The sequence below is a fragment of the Nereida sp. genome (assembly GCF_965655635.1).
Classification (GTDB): Bacteria; Pseudomonadota; Alphaproteobacteria; order Rhodobacterales; family Rhodobacteraceae; genus Nereida.
This window is the reverse complement of the sequence record NZ_CBFHHE010000024.1, coordinates 13,335-29,253: the sequence shown is the minus strand read 5'-3', so window position 1 is coordinate 29,253 and position 15,919 is coordinate 13,335. Positions and strand designations below refer to the sequence as shown.

Here is a 15,919-nt window from a genome sequence, read left to right as displayed (position 1 = left end):
GGCATTTCAGCAAACAGCTTTGGCCTATTTATGGCGACTGCCGCCTACTCACCAGAGGGGGCAAAATGGGTCGATGAAGTATGTGCCTATATTGCCGAAAACGCGCGTATTTTCGACGAGGGTATCAACGCAATTCCGGGGCTAAAATCCATGCCGCTTGAAAGCACATATCTGGCTTGGGTGGATTTTTCAGGTACTGGAATGACCCGCGAGGAGTTCACCAAGCGGACCCAAGACGTGGCTAAGATTGCTGCCAATCATGGACCGACCTTTGGTAAGGGCGGCGAGAACTTCTTACGCTTCAACATCGCTTGTCCGCGCAGCACAGTGCATGACGCTGTAGCACGGATGCAGCGCGCGTTCCGCGACCTTCAGCAGAAAACAACGTGCGATGCGCCCGATCAGGTTTTGACCTTCGGGCGCAGGACATGCGGTGTGGCTGGATCGTAAAGCGCGCTGTCTTTGAAGTCTTTGACCTTGCCCAGCACGGGCCCCACCATTATCAGCGCGGTGCGCGTGATTTTTGCAGCACGGACTTTTTCGCGGATGTCTGACAGCGTGCCACGGATAAACAGTTGATCCGGCCAACTGGCGCGGTAAGCAACGACCACAGGGCAATCTTCACCGTAGTATGGGATCAGCTGACGCTCAATTTCGCGCAGGTTGCGAATTGCCAAATGGATCGCAAGGGTCGTGCCGGTTTTGGCAAAATTCTCAAGCGTTTCACCTGCTGGCATCGATGTGGATTTCATCGACATCCGCGTCAACACGATAGATTGACCAATCTCAGGAATTGTTAGTTCTTGGCCAAGAGCCGCCGCCGCCGCCGCGTATGCCGGCACACCAGGGATGATCTCATAATCAATACCGTCACGGCGCAACAACCGGATTTGTTCTGCGATTGCGCCATAAAGCGACGGATCACCAGAATGAACGCGCGCCACATCTTGACCCGCTTTATGCGCTGTCAGAATTTCGGCGTGCGTGTCCTCAAGGGTCATTGGAGCGGTGTCCATCACGCGCGCATCCGCAGGTGCCTCGCCCACAACGGCTTCGGGCACCAAAGAACCGGCATAAAGGCACACAGGGCACCGGCTGATAATACGCTGCGCCTTCAGGGTCAACAGATCGGGATCACCGGGACCGGCACCAATAAAATATACGGTCATGACAGATCTCCATCGATTTTGCGTGCGTAACCGCGCGGCGTGTACATCCGCGGGCCTTCACCCAATTGGGCAAGCTTTGAGTGGCTTGAACCAACCAAGACAACTGTCAGCATGTCCACCTCATCCACTTCCAGATCCGCAAGATTGCGGTAACGGATATGTTCTTCTGGACGACCCAAAGACGATGCCAGCATCACTGGTGTTGTAGCCGGACGGTGCTTGAGCAAAATGTCACGGGCTTCGGCCAACAAAGTGCGGCGGCGCATTGAAACGGGGTTGTAGAATGCAATCACGAAATCGCCCTCGGCCGCCGCATGCAAACGCTTCACGATATCTTCGCGCGGGGTCAGCAAATCTGACAGGCTAATCGCGCAGAAATCATGCCCAAGGGGTGCACCGGCACGCGCTGCCGCACCCTGCAAAGCCGACACACCGGGCGAGCAGACCACATCAACACGTTTGGCCGCATCACTTACCCCAAGCGCGTCTGCATCGCGGTCCAGCAATTCAAACACCAGCGCGCCCATGGCATAAATGCCCGCATCACCCGAGCATACCAGCGCAACATTCAGCCCCTTCGCAGCTTGTTCCAGCGCATAACGACAACGATCTTCCTCACCCCCCAGAGGGAAGTCAGAGCGCGCTTTACCTGCCGCCAACGGACCCAGCAGATCAATGTAAAGACCATAGCCAACCAGCTCTTCAGCGTCGGCCACGAGGCGACTGACCTCAGGGGTGCGCCAAGTGGCTTGCCCTGGTCCAATACCCACAATCGACAAACGCCCGCGTGAGCGGCCACGCATCTCGGTCAGCGGTTGCGCCAGTTCTGCAACAGCGCATGTGGCGTTGGCTGTTTTACGCTTTTCTACGCGCAAAGTGGCATGTGGGCCTGCTTGCGCAAGGGCTGCACCTTCTGAAACACCGTGGCATCCAACTTCGGCATAAACCACATCAGACGGATTAGCCAACCGAGGTGTCTCAGCTTCAAGGGTCGCCGCATCAAACACACGGAACGGCACGCCAAGCTGTGCTGCAAGCTGGTTCATCGCCGGCTCATCACCCTTCAAATTAAGCGAGCTGACAGAGTGGATCACACCGGTTGCAATGCCCGCATCGGCCAGTGTTTGAGAGACAAGCTCAGCCAATTCCGCAGGGTCAGCATTGCGCGCGCAACCCACACCCAACGTAAACAGTTGGGGGTGAAACACCAAATGATCTGGTCCGGCTTTTACATCAGCGGTTGTGCAGGAAATACGAAGCCCGTCCCCCTTGGGCAGACCCACCAGCCACGTCGCATCAGCGGCCGCGTCTCCAGAAATAGTAGCGCCACCGCCCGCGAGCAGACCTGCCATAGCGGCTTTTGCATCTTCGGGGTTTGCCAAGCGCCAGCCAACTGGCGGTTCATCAAGCGACACACCAAGCGACACATCACCTGCAGTCGTCACTGCGGCCGTCGCCCCAAGAGCCTCTGAAACTTCACGCGCAATCCGGTTGGCCCCGCGGTGCCCACCAAGCAAAGGCACAACAACCGCCCCATCATCAGACACCGATACAACAGGCGGCTCTGATGTTTTGTCACCCAACAAAGGCGCTACACCCCGGATCAAAATACCACTGGCACAAACACCCACAATCGGCGTGCCTGCCGCAAATAAATCGCGTGCGTGATCAAGGGCATTGGCAAAGAACACGTCAGCCTTCGCAACACGACCCTCGCGGCCATGCACCTGTGCGCCAATCGCCTTGGCAACACGATTCGCTGTGGCCTCACCAGATGCAGACAGCACCAAAACAACGGGCGACTTAGGGGAAGTTAGAGCCATGGATCGGCCCCTTTCGTAATAAGGATCATGGAGAAATAGGGCGCTTTTTCAGGCGCTTGTGCGAGAGGCAGCGTGACCTGCGCAGATAGTGTTGCGCGCTCGATATAAGTGGCTTGGTCCACCAGGCCGAGACTCTCAATCACTGCGCGAATTTTGGACAGATGGCGACCAACCTTCATGATGACCAAACTGTCAGATTCGGCAATGCGGGCCTCAAGAGCTGCTTCTTCAAGCGGGCCGGGAATGACCGTGAGGACTTCGTTGCGCGCCGCAAGCGGCATGCCTGTCATAGCAGCACTTGCCGTCATGGACGTAACGCCTGGCACGACCTGGCAGGTGAACTCGCCTGACAAACGCGCGTAAAGATACATGAAAGAGCCGTAAAAGAACGGGTCGCCTTCACACAGACACACAACATCAAGACCGCTGCGCAGGGCGTCTTCAATTTGCGCAGCACCCGCATCATAGGCGTCTTGTGCAGGTTGGCGCGCAACAGTCATTGGCACGTCCATCACAATTTCTGTTGCGCCCTCAGAAATTGAGCCCGCCGCAATAGAACGCGCAAAACTTTGCGCACCAGCCAGTGTTGGATAGGCAATTACTTTGGCGGCGCGGATTAAACGATCTGCTTTCAGCGTCATCAACTCCGGATCACCGGGGCCAACGCCTACACCGTAAAGAGTTCCAGTCATCGTTTGATAAGGCTCCATTGGGTCACGGGCATGGACGGTCGCCAGCCGTGATACGCGCCAACCGGCTCAGCACGGCTGATCTGTAGCTTTGCCAACTGACCGCCGTGTTTTTGATGCAGCGCGATTAACAGCGCCTCTGAGTCAAGTGTCACAGCGTTTGCAACTAACCGTCCAAGGGGGCGCAGGTTTTCCCAAGCAATGTTGAAAGTCTCTTCGCTTAGGCCACCGCCGATAAAAATTGCGTCAGGTGCCTCAAGACCATCGAGCATGTCAGGGACTTTACCCTCAACCAGCTCAAGCTTCGGCACACCCAGTGCAAGTGCGTTTTGAGCGGCCATTGCGCGCCGATCTGCGCGTGGCTCAATCCCAATGGCGCGGGCATAGCGCGCCGCGCGCATCCACTCGATCGCGACAGAGCCACACCCTGTGCCGACATCCCACAGCAGTGCCCCACGCATAGGCATCAGCTTTGCCACTGTTGCCGCACGCACTTCTTGTTTGGTCATGGTCCCGTCTGATTGGAACAACTCATCCGCCAACCCAGGCACACGGGGCAACAAAGCCGCATCTGGTGCCGCAATACACTCAACACAAAGCGTGTTGAACGCAGGCACTTCGTGGTTCCAACCCTCAGCGGTGCCATCAAATCGTTTCTCGTTTTCGCCGCCCATGGCCGCAAGCACGGTCATTTTTGACTGACCAAACCCGCGTGACGACAAAAATTCTGCGATCTGTGCTGGTGTTTCAGCGCCCGTTGTCAAAACGATCAGCCGCTGGTCTGGCTGAATAAACGCCACCATTTGGCTAACGGGTCGGCCATGGACCGTCAGGGTCTCAACATCCGCAAGCGACCAGCCCATACGCGCTGAGGCAAGTTGAAAAGCACTCAGCTGCGGATGGTAAGTGATTTGCTCAGACGGGATAGACCGCCCAATCCGCGCACCCACAGAAAACCAAAGTGGATCACCCGTGGCCAACACAACAACACGTTCGCCTTTATGCGCCTCAAGTGTGTCAATCAGCGCATCAAACGGGCTTGGCCACGCAATGCGTTGCGCGGTCACATCTGGGGTTAAGCTATGATGACGTTCACCACCAATGATGACGTCTGCGGCCTCAACCACTGCACGCGTTGCGGGGGTCAGCCCGTCCATGCCATCTTCGCCAATCCCGACGATATGCAACCATGGTGCCGCGTTACTCATGAGCCAAACCACACGTCAGTTTTGCAGCACAGATAAACACTCACTTTGCAATCTCCGGCAAGCCCGCAGACAGCGCATTTATTGCCGCAGACGCAATTGCAGACCCGCCACGGCGGCCGCGCAAAGCCACGAAATTGCATCCGCGCGCATTCGCTGCCAACTCGGCTTTGGACTCAGCCGCGCCGACAAAACCCACTGGAAAACCCAGAATGATCGCGGGCTTTGGTGCGCCAGCGTCCAAATGTTCCAAGAGCCGGAAAAGGGCCGTGGGCGCATTCCCAATCGCTACGACAGCTCCCTCAAGATGGGGCAACCACGCATCAACAGCCGCCGCTGAGCGGGTATTTTCGATGGCCTTGGCGTGGTCCGGGGTTTCCGCGTTGTTCAGGGTACAGATCACGTCATTGTTTGCGGGCAGGTAACGGCGAATGATCCCGCTGGCGACCATCTCACAATCACACAGCACGGGAACACCGGCGCGCAACGCAGTAGCGCCAGCCTCATAGGCACCACCAGAAAAGGCGATACGGTCAGCAATTTCAACCATGCCGCACGCATGAATCAAACGAATGACGAGCGACTGTAACCCGTCATCAAAGCGCGCAAGGTTCGCCTCGGAGCGGACCGTGGCGAAAGACTGGGCATAAATCGCCGAAGGGACTTTTTCATATGGACGCATGGAGAGGCCTGTCTGCGCGGCCCTTAACGGGCTTTGCGCGCGCTTTCGGGCCCATGCGGGTGTTTTGCATGAGGATATTCAGGGTGCGCATGATCATGATCGTGGTGATGATGATCGTGATCCTGCCCAGCATGACCATGACTGTGGTCGCCATGATGATGGTGGTGATGATTGTCCCGCATCTCAAGACGGCACATGCCCGTGCAGAACGTGTCACAAAGCTTACAATCAGCCACATTTGAACCCGGCGCAGACGCACCTTGTCCTTCTACGTGGTGGTGATGGCTGTCTTGAATGGCGCCAACCTCGGCTTCAAAACCCAACACCTGAGTACGATATTTGCACAGCACACATGTCGGTGGCGGTGTGTCGGAAAACGCAGGGTGGCTCGCACGCTCAGACGCGGGGATGGTGATCGGCGCTTGGCCATCCGGTGCAAGAACTTGGGTCCGATACGCACACGTACCACAGTTGGGCGGCGGGTTTGCCCCCATCTGTTCGCGCACGCGCTCCGCAAATGTTTCAAGCACTTTGGGGTGGTCACCAAGATAGCCCGCTTTGACGAAACTGATATCAGGGTGATCGGCAGCAACCTGATCCGTGAAGCCGTAAATGCGGTCGATCAAAATGCCCGAGAACAAGAAATACGGGAAGACGATGATCCGCTTGTATCCCAGTTTGGCAGCGTGTTGCAGGCAAGGCTCAACCAGCGGGAACGTCACACCTGAATAGCCTACTTCGACCCAGCCAAAACCGATTCCCTCGTGCAGCATCCGCGCAATCTTTGCCACATTACCATTTGCATCAGGATCAGACGCGCCGCGGCCAATCACCACCAGACAGGTATCGTGGTTTTCAACAAACTCGGACTTGTTAGCTTCATCAACCGCTTCCTGGATACGTCCAGCAGCGGCAGCAATCATTTTGGGGTCAACGCCCAATTCACGGCCATAGCTGACATCGACGCCGTGCTTGGCGGCATATGTATTTAGAACAGTCGGGATATCATTTTTCGCGTGCATCGCGGCAAACAACATGCCGGGCACCGCGAGGATTTTCTCGCAGCCCCCTGCGCGCAACTTATCAAGACCATCACGAATGACCGGATTGGCGAATTCAAGATACCCGTATTCTGTTTGCCATTCAGGCGGCAAAAATGCGGGCAATTTATCCGCGAGGGTCGCAAATTCATCCACAGCAGACTGCGAGCGTGACCCGTGCCCACAGATCATTACACCGATTTTTGGCGTTGCATCATTGCTCATGCGGGTTCCTCCTCGGTCGCGGGCTCAACCGCATCTGCCTCTTCGGCCTCTGCCTCGTCCTTTTTGCCCTTACGCCAGCCCCAAAGTGCCGCAGCCGCTGCAGCGCCAAGCGCGCCTGCCGCAACCCAGTGATCATGCCCCGCCACATCAGCCCAGTGGCCAACATGCGCATTTGCGGGTACCGCGAAAAGAGGCAGCACACTTAGGATAGCAATCAGGTGTTTCATAGGGTCATCTCCCGCACATTCAGGCAGCCGCGCGGAACCTTGACGATACACGCGTTAATCCCCTGTCTGGGTCGATCATTGCGTGCCTTCGGTCTGGCCCCACTTGGGCGTCGTCTTTGACAGGTGTATCGGCGCGCAGACCTGTGTGCAAACGGATAAAAGGCAGGCCAGCGCCCGTTTACGACCTGTGCAGATATGCGCAGTAGTTGCGCGCGCTTCGGGGTTGGTTGTGCATTTGCGCAACGTTAGGGTTACGGCAACAATTAATGCAAAGGAAATTTCACGATGGGTCAGTTGGTTGACGGTGTTTGGCACGACGTTTGGTACGATACAAAATCCACAGGTGGTGCATTCAAACGCACTACAGCTGCGTTCCGCAACTGGATCACTGCAGACGGCAGCGCGGGGCCATCAGGCACCGACGGCTTTAAGGCCGAAAGTGGTCGCTATCACCTTTATGTGTCGCTTGCTTGCCCTTGGGCGCACCGCACACTGATCTTTCGCCAACTCAAAGACCTGACGGATCACATCACTGTCTCAGTGGTCCACCCAGATATGCTCAGCGACGGCTGGACGTTTGAGAAAGACGACGATGGTGCGACAGGCGACACGTTGTTTGATTTGCCATTTGCCCGTGACATTTACCTGCGCGCAGATCCCAACGTCTCGGGCCGTGTGACAGTGCCGATTTTGTGGGACAAAGAACTCAACACAATTGTGAGCAACGAAAGCGCTGAAATCATTCGGATGTTCAATTCGGCATTCAATGACATCACTGGCAACACAGCCGACTATTGGCCAGAAGAAATGCGCGATGATATCGAAGTGATAAACGACCGAATCTACAACACCGTAAACAACGGCGTCTACAAAGCAGGTTTTGCCACATCACAAGATGCATATGAGGCAGGTGTTATCCCACTTTTTGAAAGTTTAGAGTGGCTGGAAGAGCGGCTGAGCAAAAGCCGCTACCTGATGGGTGACAAAATAACCGAAGCCGATTGGCGCCTCTTTACCACGCTTGTTCGGTTTGATCCGGTGTATTACTTGCACTTCAAGTGCAACAGAAAGCGCATCATCGACTACCCGAACCTGTGGGCCTACACGCGCGATTTGTACCAGATTGAGGGCGTTGCTGGCACGGTTGGCATGGCGCACATCATCCGTCACTATCACTATAGCCATGACACCATTAACCCGAGCCGCATTTTGCCCATTAACCCTGACCTGGACTTTATGGAGCCCCACGGACGCGGCTGACTGTTCGGCCAGCTTATGTCTAATCAGGCATATGATGGGTGACCAAGGCCGCTAAATCATGCGGGTTCGTTCCTGTACTCAGGAACCCGCATGCATTTGGTACATTGCGAAAAATACTGCCATCCGAGAAGAAAGTGCTTTTGGTCACCAGCACAACCTTAGACATCGGATGGCGGTAACTGATGATGTCGGCCAATCCAAGCGCACTGCCGTCGGGTAGGTCTAAATCCAGCACAACAACGCGGTAGTCTTTCTTGATCAAAGCATCAGTGGCCTCGTCAGCCGTTGCTGCAACATCAACCCACGGCCCCATCCGCCACAAATGGCTGGCCCAGATCTTTGCCAGATCACTATTATTCTCAACCACCAAAACTGGCATAAACTCACAACCCAAAAACACCGAAACAGAAACAACAATCGTTCTGTTCATCTTGTGTTCATAACACAGCTTGGCAGCCAACGGCTAAGTTTGTTAGTCTAAGCGGTAAACTATTCCTTACCAACCAATTCGCCTTGCAGTACTCAGGCAATTACGGTTGTGTCTGCGCAGCAAAAACTGACAGCTGAAAAGGCAAAGATCATGACCACTTGGATTACCATTTGTGATACGTGCAAGCATGACGATTGGGACGCTGCGACCGACGCGCAAACCCACGGAGAACAACTTGCTGCCTTGATCGAAGCCGAAGCGAATGGCGATGTGAAAACACGCCGTGTTTCGTGCCTGATGGGCTGTACCCGTGCGTGCAATGTCGCAATTCAGGGCGAGGGCAAAATGGCCTACACACTTGGCAATTTTGCCCCCTCCGAAGAAGTTGCCGCGGGTATTGTGGAATATGCGCAAAAACACGCCGCTAGCGAAACCGGGCAGGTGCCATTCCGCGAGTGGCCACAGGCCATCAAGGGGCATTTTGTAACGCGCCACCAACCGCTTCCCAAGTCAGACCAAGCATGAGCAACGCCCGCGATCATGGGGGCGGGCTTGATGCGGCAGTGGCAACATTTGGCGGCACGCGTGACAGCTGGCTTGATCTAAGCACGGGCATCAACCCTGTTGCTTATCCCGTAAAAGACATCGCCACGGATAGCTGGACCACCCTGCCCGACCAAGCAGCCCTCGACGCGTTGATCAACGCCGCGCGGGATTTTTGGAACGTTCCGGATAACGCGGCAATTATTCCCGCAGGTGGTGCATCAGCCATCATTGCGCAGATGCCAATGTTGGCAGCCCTGGAGGGGCTAAGCGGCGCACGAATTCAGAACCGCACCTACAACGAACATGCCGCCGCATTTCGTTATCACGGCTGGGATGTCCGCGCTGATGCGGGCGATGTTCACGTGATGGTACGGCCCAATAATCCAGACGGCGATATGGGCGTTCCCAACGTTGCTGCCCGCCTTACAGTCATTGATGAAAGCTTTGGCGATGTGTGTCCGAATGACAGCATGGTGCACCGTACTGCAGATGAAAATACGATTGTTCTAAAAAGCTTTGGTAAGTTTTGGGGACTTGCGGGCGCGCGGCTTGGGTTTGCCATTGGCCACCCCGAAACCCTTGCTGGGCTGAGCGAGCAACTAGGCCCTTGGGCCGTTGCGGGACCAACACTGACACTGGGTGCGCGTGCGCTATCCGATCATGACTGGGCAACGGCAACCCGTCTGCGCCTGACCGCAGATGCACGCCACCTTGATGCTCTGATGACCCGCCATAACGCAAAAGTAGTAGGTGGCACGGACCTGTTTCGGCTGTACCAAGTCGATGACGCGCAAAGCTGGCAAACACGCTTGGCAAAGGGCCATGTCTGGTCGCGCATCTTCCCTTACGCTGGCGATTGGCTGCGTCTTGGCCTACTTGCCCCTGATCAATGGCAACAGCTTGAGGCCGCCTTATGATTTTATCGCTTGCGATGATCCTTGATGCGATTTTCGGAGAACCGAAATGGCTTTGGTCGCGCCTACCCCACCCCGCCGTGTTGATGGGCCGGCTTATCGGTTGGGGCGATGAGCGCTTTAACAACGGCGAGCACAAACGCATCAAAGGTGCGATTATGATGATCGCCTTTTGTTGTGCGATGGGCATTCTTGGATTACTGCTAAGCACCCTTGGCTGGCCTATTCAGGTTATCATCACAGCAATTCTTTTGGCCCAAAGGTCACTGGTTGATCATGTGCTGGCCGTCGCAAAAGGTCTGCGCACAGGGCTTGAGGAAGGGCGCGCAGAAGTCGCTATGATTGTTGGCCGCGATACAGGCCAGATGGATGAGAACGCCGTTGGCCGTGCGGCCATTGAAAGTGCGGCAGAAAATCTGAGCGACGGCATTATTGCTCCAGCGTTTTGGTTTGCTATCGCAGGTCTTCCGGGCTTGCTGATCTACAAAATTACGAACACCGCCGATAGCATGATCGGCTATCGCACGCCCCGCCATGAGGCGTTTGGCTGGGCCGCAGCGCGCCTTGATGATGTCCTAAATTTCATTCCAGCACGGCTAACCGCGTTTTTAATAGCGCCAATACAGATCACCAAAATTGGCCCCGACGCCCGCTTGCACCGCTCGCCAAACGCAGGCTGGCCCGAGGCAGCAATGGCCCTTCGCCTCGACATCGCCCTATCGGGTCCGCGTACTTATGAGGGCCAGCTTACAGACTTCCCATGGGTCAACGCCGCCGCAAGAAAGGTTGCAGGACCCCGCGATATTGAGCAAGCTGTATCCGTATTATGGAGCGCATGGGCAGCTGCCCTCGCCTTGTCACTATTGCTTTGGTTAGGAATGAGTTAAGTATGACAGCCCTTCTCCGCGTCGCATTTGTCACGTCCCTTACCTGCCTCGCACCACTGACAGTGGCAGCACAAACACCATGCGGGGGGTCATTCAGCGCCTTTATCGCTGATCTAAAGACCGAGGCACGTGCCAAAGGTCATAGCCGCAAGACCGTCAACACATTCTTTAAAGGCACCCAACAAAGCGCGTCCGTCTTGAAAGCCGACAGAAGCCAAGGGGTTTTTCAAAAGCCATTTATCGACTTTTCACGCGCCCTGATCAGCAGCAACCGCATCAACGCGGGGGCTGCAAACGCCAAAAAGTGGGCAAGCACGTTTGATCGCGCTGAGCGCCAATTTGGAGTGCCACGGGGTATTTTGCTGGCATTCTGGGCGTTTGAGACGGATTTTGGCGCGTTTCAAGGTAACTACAACACCCGCGATGCGCTTGTGACGCTTGCCCATGATTGCCGCCGTCCGGACCTTTTCCGCCCACAGGTTCTCGCCGCGATTGAGCTTTATGAACAGGGCGGCATGGATCCAAACGCAACGACGGGCGCTTGGGCTGGCGAAATTGGCATGGTCCAGATGCTACCCGAGGACATCTTACGCAACGGCGTTGACGCGGATGGCGATGGCCGTGTCAGTCTCAAAACCTCTGCTCCTGATGCACTGATGTCTGGTGCAAAACTATTGGCAGACCTAGGATGGAAAGCGAACCAGCCTTGGCTGCATGAAGTGAGCGCACCAGCAGGTTTTGATTGGTCGCTCAGCGGCACAGATAAAGAACTGACCATCAAAGATTGGCAAAAACGCGGCATCACAACGCGCAGCGGATCACTAGGCAACAGCCGGCTGAAAGCATCATTGATTGCACCCCAGGGGCGCAACGGGCCTGTGTTTTTAGCCTACCCAAACTTCAAAGTTTTGTTCGACTGGAACCAGAGTTTTGTCTACGTGACCACCGCTGCCTATTTCGCGACACGGTTGTCCGGCGCGCCAGTTTATGACGCCGGAAACCCTGATGTGGGCCTTGATGGTGACCGTATGAAAGCGCTTCAAAGCAAATTAGCGGCCCGTGGGTACGACGTTGGGAAAATCGACGGCATCTTGGGCGCGGGCACACGCGCAGCCGTTCAAGATATGCAACAAAAGCTTGGCATGCCTGCGGACGCATGGCCAACACCTGCGCTACTTGGTCGCCTTTAGAATTCAGTTCAAGCAACCATCGCTTCGGCTTTTTTCAGATCGACACTGACCAACTGGCTCACGCCTTGTTCAGCCATTGTGACACCAAACAGGCGATCCATTCGCGACATCGTCACCGCGTGGTGCGTGATCGTCAAAAACCGCGTGTTTGTGCGGCGGGTCATCTCATCAAGCATATCGCAAAAGCGCGTCACGTTGGCATCGTCAAGGGGGGCATCCACCTCATCGAGCACGCAAATAGGCGCAGGGTTGGCCAAGAACACCGCAAAGATAAGCGCGAGCGCAGTCAACGTCTGCTCACCGCCAGAAAGCAATGACAAGGTCGACAGCTTTTTGCCCGGGGGCTGGCACATAATCTCAAGGCCAGCTTCAAGCGGGTCATCGCTTTCCACCAAAACAAGACGGGCCTCACCACCCCCAAACAAGTGGGTAAAGAGCATGCCAAAATTATCATTCACTTGCTCAAAAGCTGTCAAAAGCCTCTCGCGGCCTTCTTTGTTAAGGCTCGCAATACCAGTGCGCAATTCACGAATGGCTGCTTCCAAGTCCTGTTTTTCAGCCACAAGCGAATCGTGCTCAACTTGGACTTCTTTACTATCTTCCTCGGCGCGCAAATTCACAGCGCCCAAGGCGTCACGTTGCCGCTTTAACCGGTTTACCTCTGCCTCGATCTGCTCTGACGGGGGCATCTGATCTGCACCGACCTCCAGCTTTTCCAGCAAGGTTTGCGGCGTTACTTCCATCTCATCTTGAATACGGCCCGCGGCCACACCGACCGCTTCTTTCGCAGCATCGGCCAATGCCTCGGAACGTGCGCGCGCTTCGCGCGCTTCTGAGGCGGCACGTTCTGCGTCACGCTCTGCATTTACGGCAGCGCGCTGCGCTGTATCAGCTTCGACTAGTGCATCAGCAGTGGTCCGTCGGCGTGCCTCGGCGGTTGTAATCTCAGACAACAACGTCTCACGCTTTGCAGCAAGTTCAGCGGGGGCAGCTTGCGCTTTTTGCAACTCCTGCTCCGAGGTTTCACGGCGTTCAGCAAGTTCAGACGAGCGCTTCTCCGCTGTTTCCAGCCGACTTTTCCAGCTGCTGCTCTCCTTGGCTATGTCTTGGGAACGGCGTACGCGTGCTTCGCCTTCGCGGCGCACTTCATCGGAGGCAGAACGCTTGGCCATCATGGTCATCCGCGCCGCCTCCACTGTCATCTTGACGTCTTCAACAGCACCACGTGCTGCGTCCAGGTCCCCAAGTTTAGCTACGCTTTTTTCGGCCTCTACTAAGCGGGCACGAGCAGCTGTTGCCTCATCCTCAAAGCGTTTGACTGCCAAATCTAGTGTCTCAAGTTTGCTTTGAGCGATCGATTGATCCGCTTCGGCGCGTGACACTTTTCGGCCCGCATTTGATAGCAATTGATCCGCATCGCGGCGCGCCTGACGCGCTGCTTGGTCCGCCGCGGTCAATTCGCGCAAGCGCGTTTGCAAAAGGGTGTGGGCATCGCGTGCACCGTCAGCGCGGGCCTCAGCCTCGTTCATTTCTTTCTTCAACGCCTCAAGACGGTTAAGCTGTTGCAGACGCAAAGCGGCGGCAGACGGCGCATCTTCCGCACTGGCGCGAAACCCGTCCCAACGCCACAGATCACCTTCAACCGAAACCAACCTCTGACCGGGCGCCAAGTTGACCTGCGCGGCGTTTCCACGATCTGCTTCAACCAGCCCGATCTGCGACAAACGACGCGCCAACACATCAGGTGCGTCCACATGCGCAGACAACGGTGTTACGCCATCTGGCAACGCCTGCGTGTTGTCATACGCAGGCAGAACAGCCCATCCTGACGGGTCATTGTTTGACACAAGCGGTGCCTTCAAATCATCCGCGAGCGCGGCACCAAGTGCTTTCTCAAAGCCTGCGCCAACGGACAAAACATCCATCAACTGGCCGCCCTCAGCGGTGTCACGATCAACCAATTTACTAAGCGCGTTCACTTCGGCACGCAGCGCACTGACTTCACCATCCGCCTCAGACAGCGCCGCACGTGCATCCGCCTCCAGCGATTGGGTCTCAGTCCGTGCTGCTTCCGCTTCAATCAATGCCGCATCAGCGCTTTGCACTGTTTCGGCCGCCTCAGCTGCTTCACGTTCAGCCACTTCAAACTCAGCCTTGGCGGTTGCTTGCGCCTGCTTGGCGGCGCGCATTGCATCACGTGATTTTTCGGCCTCCGCCTCGTTTTTATCAAGCGTCTTACGGCTATCATCAAGGATACGGTTTGCGGATTGATGGCGGGCAGCGAGGCGCGCCACATCCTCGGTCATCTCGCTTAGAGCAGCTTCGCAGTCTTGCAGAATTTGCGCCGCTTCAGAAGCCGCTGTTTTTGCTTCTGCTAGGCGCGCGTCATGCCCCTCAGAGGCTTTGGCGATTTCCTGTGCTTCCCAATCAAGGCGCGCAATCGTCTCATCAGCATCTTTGTTCAGGCCTGTTTCGCGCTCGATATCGCGGGTCAGCTGTGAAATGCGGCTGGTCAGGGTTTCAATCAACCCTGCGGCACGGCTTTCTTGTTCAGAAAGCGCATCGCGGCCAACTTCAAGACGCTGCAACACTGCGGCGGCGATCGCCTCTTCTTCGCGCAATGGTGGCAAAGCTTCATCAGCAGCTTGCCGCGTTTTTGCGGCAGCACGCGCCGCTGTTTCCGCTTGGGCGGCAAGCACAGTTTGCGCCTTTAGATGTTCATCTGCTGCGGCGCGGGCCTCGTCCGCTTCTTTCCAACGTCGGTAGAGCAAAAGCCCCTCGGCAATACGTAAACCCGAATTGATCTCGCGGTAACGCGCCGCCTGTCGTGCTTGGCGGGCTAACTGACCTAACTGAGCCGCAAGTTGTTCAATCACATCATCGACGCGGCTTAGGTTGGTTTCCGCCCCGCGCAGTTTGAGTTCCGCTTCGTGGCGACGTTGATACAGACCACTGATGCCTGCTGCTTCTTCAAGAATACGGCGGCGCGCCTTTGGTTTGGCGTTGATTAGCTCAGAGATTTGTCCCTGCCGCACCAGCGCGGGTGAATGTGCGCCCGTGCTTGCGTCCGCAAACAGCATTTGCACGTCGCGCGCACGAACGTCCTTTGTGTTTGCTTTGTAGGCTGAGCCCACGTCCCGTGTGATACGGCGCACGACCTCAAGCTGATCTGCGTCATTAAAACCCGCGGGCGCAAGACGTTCCGCGTTATCAATGATCAAACTGACTTCGGCAAAGTTGCGTGCGGGCCGCGTTGAAGCCCCCGCAAAAATCACATCTTCCATACCACCGCCGCGCATAGCGGTTGGCCGGTTTTCCCCCATGACCCAACGCAAGGCCTCAAGCAGGTTGGACTTGCCACAACCGTTTGGCCCGACAACGCCGGTCAGCCCATCAGCGATGACCAAGTCTGTTGGGTCCACAAAGCTTTTGAAGCCATTCAATCTGAGTCGTGAAAAGCGCAAGGCAGGTCCTTTGGGTGATTCCATCCACGCCCATAGTGGAACGCCCACGCTGCCTACCTGTCAACGTCACACCACCGCATCTGCCCTAAACAGCCCACTTATCCACAATATATTGCGCAAAATCTGCTAAATACTGCGAAACCGTATACAAATCAGAACGCACCCTGC

General features: G+C 56.1%; 14 protein-coding genes and 1 pseudogene. 6 read left to right on the top strand and 9 right to left on the bottom strand.

Going from position 1 to position 15,919, the window contains the following annotated elements:
- Positions 1 to 450, top strand: a pseudogene (locus ACTF5M_RS08385) (hypothetical protein); the annotation flags it as partial.
- Here ACTF5M_RS08385 and cobM read toward each other — a convergent pair.
- Genes cobM through ACTF5M_RS08350 form a run of 7 tightly spaced genes read right to left on the bottom strand, consistent with a single transcriptional unit; the run spans position 402 to position 7,060 of the window.
- A complete protein-coding gene (cobM, locus tag ACTF5M_RS08380; RefSeq protein ID WP_438960583.1) occupies positions 402 to 1,169 on the bottom strand; it encodes a precorrin-4 C(11)-methyltransferase in 768 nt (255 codons plus the stop codon). The pseudogene ACTF5M_RS08385 and the gene cobM sit on opposite strands and share 49 nt — an antisense overlap.
- Positions 1,166 to 2,992, bottom strand: a complete 1,827-nt coding sequence (cobJ, locus tag ACTF5M_RS08375; RefSeq protein ID WP_438960582.1) for a precorrin-3B C(17)-methyltransferase — start codon at positions 2,990 to 2,992, stop codon at positions 1,166 to 1,168. The genes cobM and cobJ overlap by 4 nt, the downstream gene beginning before the upstream one ends.
- Positions 2,983 to 3,684: a precorrin-2 C(20)-methyltransferase gene (gene cobI, locus ACTF5M_RS08370; RefSeq protein WP_438960581.1), complete on the bottom strand. Its 702-nt coding sequence runs from the start codon at positions 3,682 to 3,684 to the stop codon at positions 2,983 to 2,985. The genes cobJ and cobI overlap by 10 nt, the downstream gene beginning before the upstream one ends.
- On the bottom strand, positions 3,681 to 4,889 hold the full coding sequence (gene cbiE / locus ACTF5M_RS08365) for a precorrin-6y C5,15-methyltransferase (decarboxylating) subunit CbiE (protein WP_438960580.1): 1,209 nt from the start codon (positions 4,887 to 4,889) through the stop codon (positions 3,681 to 3,683). Before cbiE ends, cobI begins: the two co-directional genes overlap by 4 nt.
- Before the next feature lie 40 nt (positions 4,890 to 4,929).
- Positions 4,930 to 5,568, bottom strand: a complete 639-nt coding sequence (locus ACTF5M_RS08360) for a precorrin-8X methylmutase (RefSeq protein WP_438960579.1) — start codon at positions 5,566 to 5,568, stop codon at positions 4,930 to 4,932.
- Positions 5,569 to 5,591: 23 nt separating this feature from the next.
- On the bottom strand, positions 5,592 to 6,833 hold the full coding sequence (locus ACTF5M_RS08355) for a sirohydrochlorin chelatase (protein ID WP_438960578.1): 1,242 nt from the start codon (positions 6,831 to 6,833) through the stop codon (positions 5,592 to 5,594).
- Entirely contained in the window at positions 6,830 to 7,060 is a 231-nt protein-coding gene (locus ACTF5M_RS08350; RefSeq protein WP_438960577.1) for a DUF6732 family protein, read from the bottom strand. Before ACTF5M_RS08350 ends, ACTF5M_RS08355 begins: the two co-directional genes overlap by 4 nt.
- A gap of 285 nt (positions 7,061 to 7,345) precedes the next feature.
- On the opposite strand from ACTF5M_RS08350, the gene ACTF5M_RS08345 reads away from it, so the two are divergent.
- Positions 7,346 to 8,320: a glutathione S-transferase family protein gene (locus ACTF5M_RS08345; RefSeq protein WP_438960576.1), complete on the top strand. Its 975-nt coding sequence runs from the start codon at positions 7,346 to 7,348 to the stop codon at positions 8,318 to 8,320.
- A gap of 19 nt (positions 8,321 to 8,339) precedes the next feature.
- Here ACTF5M_RS08345 and ACTF5M_RS08340 read toward each other — a convergent pair whose 3' ends face one another.
- Complete coding sequence (locus tag ACTF5M_RS08340; RefSeq protein ID WP_438960575.1) at positions 8,340 to 8,750, bottom strand: response regulator; 411 nt, start codon at positions 8,748 to 8,750, stop codon at positions 8,340 to 8,342.
- A gap of 150 nt (positions 8,751 to 8,900) precedes the next feature.
- Here ACTF5M_RS08340 and ACTF5M_RS08335 point away from each other — a divergent pair, with 150 nt between their 5' ends.
- From ACTF5M_RS08335 to ACTF5M_RS08320, 4 genes are read left to right on the top strand one after another with little or no spacing between them, the layout of a single operon-like run.
- Positions 8,901 to 9,275 carry a DUF1636 family protein gene (locus ACTF5M_RS08335; protein WP_438960574.1) on the top strand — a complete coding sequence of 125 codons (375 nt, stop codon included), beginning with the start codon at positions 8,901 to 8,903 and terminating at the stop codon, positions 9,273 to 9,275.
- A complete protein-coding gene (locus ACTF5M_RS08330; RefSeq protein ID WP_438960573.1) occupies positions 9,272 to 10,213 on the top strand; it encodes a threonine-phosphate decarboxylase in 942 nt (313 codons plus the stop codon). Before ACTF5M_RS08335 ends, ACTF5M_RS08330 begins: the two co-directional genes overlap by 4 nt.
- Positions 10,210 to 11,097: an adenosylcobinamide-phosphate synthase CbiB gene (gene cbiB / locus ACTF5M_RS08325; protein WP_438960572.1), complete on the top strand. Its 888-nt coding sequence runs from the start codon at positions 10,210 to 10,212 to the stop codon at positions 11,095 to 11,097. Before ACTF5M_RS08330 ends, cbiB begins: the two co-directional genes overlap by 4 nt.
- A gap of 2 nt (positions 11,098 to 11,099) precedes the next feature.
- Positions 11,100 to 12,287 carry a lytic murein transglycosylase gene (locus ACTF5M_RS08320; RefSeq protein ID WP_438960571.1) on the top strand — a complete coding sequence of 396 codons (1,188 nt, stop codon included), beginning with the start codon at positions 11,100 to 11,102 and terminating at the stop codon, positions 12,285 to 12,287.
- 8 nt (positions 12,288 to 12,295) lie between these two features.
- Here the strand turns inward: ACTF5M_RS08320 and smc are convergent, their stop codons facing one another.
- Positions 12,296 to 15,751 (bottom strand): chromosome segregation protein SMC, encoded by a 3,456-nt coding sequence (gene smc, locus ACTF5M_RS08315; protein WP_438960570.1) that lies wholly within the window; start codon positions 15,749 to 15,751, stop codon positions 12,296 to 12,298.
- Positions 15,752 to 15,919 lie beyond the last annotated feature (168 nt).

Bases quoted from the DNA above. Each gene is read 5' to 3' on its own strand.
- cobM (WP_438960583.1), bottom strand. From the start codon at position 1,169: ATGACCGTATATTTTATTGGTGCCGGTCCCGGTGATCCCGATCTGTTG.
- cobJ (WP_438960582.1), bottom strand. From the start codon at position 2,992: ATGGCTCTAACTTCCCCTAAGTCGCCCGTTGTTTTGGTGCTGTCTGCA.
- cobI (WP_438960581.1), bottom strand. From the start codon at position 3,684: ATGACTGGAACTCTTTACGGTGTAGGCGTTGGCCCCGGTGATCCGGAG.
- cbiE (WP_438960580.1), bottom strand. From the start codon at position 4,889: ATGAGTAACGCGGCACCATGGTTGCATATCGTCGGGATTGGCGAAGAT.
- ACTF5M_RS08360 (WP_438960579.1), bottom strand. From the start codon at position 5,568: ATGCGTCCATATGAAAAAGTCCCTTCGGCGATTTATGCCCAGTCTTTC.
- ACTF5M_RS08355 (WP_438960578.1), bottom strand. From the start codon at position 6,833: ATGAGCAATGATGCAACGCCAAAAATCGGTGTAATGATCTGTGGGCAC.
- ACTF5M_RS08350 (WP_438960577.1), bottom strand. From the start codon at position 7,060: ATGAAACACCTGATTGCTATCCTAAGTGTGCTGCCTCTTTTCGCGGTA.
- ACTF5M_RS08345 (WP_438960576.1), top strand. From the start codon at position 7,346: ATGGGTCAGTTGGTTGACGGTGTTTGGCACGACGTTTGGTACGATACA.
- ACTF5M_RS08340 (WP_438960575.1), bottom strand. From the start codon at position 8,750: ATGAACAGAACGATTGTTGTTTCTGTTTCGGTGTTTTTGGGTTGTGAG.
- ACTF5M_RS08335 (WP_438960574.1), top strand. From the start codon at position 8,901: ATGACCACTTGGATTACCATTTGTGATACGTGCAAGCATGACGATTGG.
- ACTF5M_RS08330 (WP_438960573.1), top strand. From the start codon at position 9,272: ATGAGCAACGCCCGCGATCATGGGGGCGGGCTTGATGCGGCAGTGGCA.
- cbiB (WP_438960572.1), top strand. From the start codon at position 10,210: ATGATTTTATCGCTTGCGATGATCCTTGATGCGATTTTCGGAGAACCG.
- ACTF5M_RS08320 (WP_438960571.1), top strand. From the start codon at position 11,100: ATGACAGCCCTTCTCCGCGTCGCATTTGTCACGTCCCTTACCTGCCTC.